This is a genomic window from Brevundimonas sp. (assembly GCF_036677305.1).
In the GTDB taxonomy this organism is placed as follows: Bacteria; Pseudomonadota; Alphaproteobacteria; order Caulobacterales; family Caulobacteraceae; genus Brevundimonas.
In genome coordinates, this window is sequence record NZ_JAKFEB010000217.1 from 1 (window position 1) to 1851 (window position 1851).

2 protein-coding genes are annotated in these 1851 nt (G+C 67.8%); both read left to right on the forward strand.

The window, feature by feature from the left end; all coding sequences use genetic code 11:
- Positions 1 to 157: 157 nt before the first annotated feature.
- Positions 158 to 403: an RNA chaperone Hfq gene (hfq, locus tag V6M42_RS12485; RefSeq protein ID WP_055830158.1), complete on the forward strand. Its 246-nt coding sequence runs from the start codon at positions 158 to 160 to the stop codon at positions 401 to 403.
- Positions 404 to 573: 170 nt separating this feature from the next.
- Positions 574 to 1851: GTPase HflX (gene hflX / locus V6M42_RS12490; RefSeq protein WP_332678765.1), on the forward strand; the 1278-nt coding region annotated here is incomplete at its 3' end.

Sequence of the window (1851 nt, forward strand, 5' to 3'; positions counted from 1 at the left end):
CGTCTGCGCACCCTGTATCTTGATCAGGCGATCCGCGACGCCATCTAGGCGTTGCGGCCCCGCCGGGGCGGCGTCTAAGGTGGCGGGGCCGGACCCCCGATCCGCGCCAGCGCCGCTCCCAAGGCCCGAAAACAAACAAGAACAGGCTGAACCTGCCATGTCGCAAGACAAGTCCAAGAACCTTCAGGACACCTTCCTCAACAGCGTCCGCAAGACCAAGACGCCGCTGACCATCTTCCTGGTCAACGGGGTCAAGCTGCAGGGCATCGTGACCTGGTTCGACAACTTCTGTGTGCTGCTGCGCCGCGACGGCCAGTCGCAACTGGTCTACAAGCACGCCATCTCGACCATCATGCCGTCCGCGCCCGTGCAGCTGTACGAGCCGGAAGCCGACGAGGACTGAGCCCCTTCTCGCCGCGTCACCCCCGGGCTTGACCTGAGGGCCGGACGTGGTGCGCCTGTGCGTCGGGGATGGCCCTTTGTCTGACGGCTTCCTATCTGCCAGTCAGCACCGGACAATCCGATCCTCGGGTCACGCCCGAGGATGACGCCTTTGAAAGCAGCACCACAAACTTGACGTCCAAACACATCGACCACGCCGTCCCGCTGATCCGGGCCGTCGTCCTGCACCCTGAACGATCGGGCTTCGGCGCGAGCGAGAGCTCGCGTCAGTCCATCGAGCGTCTGGAAGAGGCCGTCGGCCTGGCCCGGGCGCTGGACCTCGACGTGCGCGCCGAGGAGATCGTGCGCATCCGCAAACCCACGCCCGCCACCCTGTTCGGGACCGGCAAGGTCGAGGAACTGGCCGCCCTGGTCCGCGCCGCCGAGGCCGAGGCCGTGGTCGTCGACGACGACCTGTCGCCGGTGCAGCAGCGCAATCTGGAAAAGGCCTGGGACTGCAAGGTCATCGACCGCACCGGCCTGATCCTCGAAATCTTCGGCCGCCGCGCGCGGACCAAGGAAGGCCGGCTGCAGGTCGAACTGGCGCGGCTGGACTATGAGAAGTCGCGGCTGGTGCGGACCTGGACCCACCTTGAACGGCAACGCGGCGGCACCGGAAGCACGGGCGGCCCCGGCGAGACCCAGATCGAACTGGACCGGCGCCTGATCGCCGACCGGATCGTCAGGCTGAAGGTCGAACTGGACGAGGTGCGCCGCACGCGCGGCCTGCACCGCAAACAGCGCCAGAAGGTGCCGTTCCCGACCATCGCCCTGGTCGGCTACACCAACGCCGGCAAGTCGACGCTGTTCAACCGGCTGACGGGGTCCGAGGTCTTCGCCAAGGACCTGCTGTTCGCCACCCTGGACACGACCCAGCGCACCATCCGCCTGCCGCAGGGCCGGCCCGCGATCGTGGCCGACACCGTCGGCTTCATTTCCGATCTGCCGCACGAACTGGTCGAGAGCTTCCGCGCCACCCTGGAAGAGGTGGGCGAGGCCGACCTGATCCTGCACGTCCGCGACATCGCCTCGGCCGACAGCGAGGCCCAGTCCAAGGACGTCGAGGCGGTGCTGAAACAGATCGAGACGCCGGAGGGCAAGACGCGCCGCGTGCTCGAGGTCTGGAACAAGACCGATCTGTTGGCCGAGGATGTGCGCGAGGCTGTTCTGGGTCAGGCCGAACGGCTGCGGGCCCAGGGCAAGGCCGTCGCGGTCTCGGCCTGGACCGGGGAGGGGATCGAACCCCTGCGCGAGACGATCGCCGGCCTGATCGACGACGACCCGGAGACCGAACTGGTGCTGGACCCGTCACAGGGCGAGGCGCTGGCCTGGCTCTACGAGAACGGCCGCGTCACCGGCCGCGAGACGGACGACGAGGGCCGAACACATGTGCTGGTGCGGCTGCACCCG

Excerpts from the sequence above, each read along its gene's own strand:
- hfq (WP_055830158.1), top strand. The coding sequence starts at position 158 with ATGTCGCAAGACAAGTCCAAGAACCTTCAGGACACCTTCCTCAACAGC.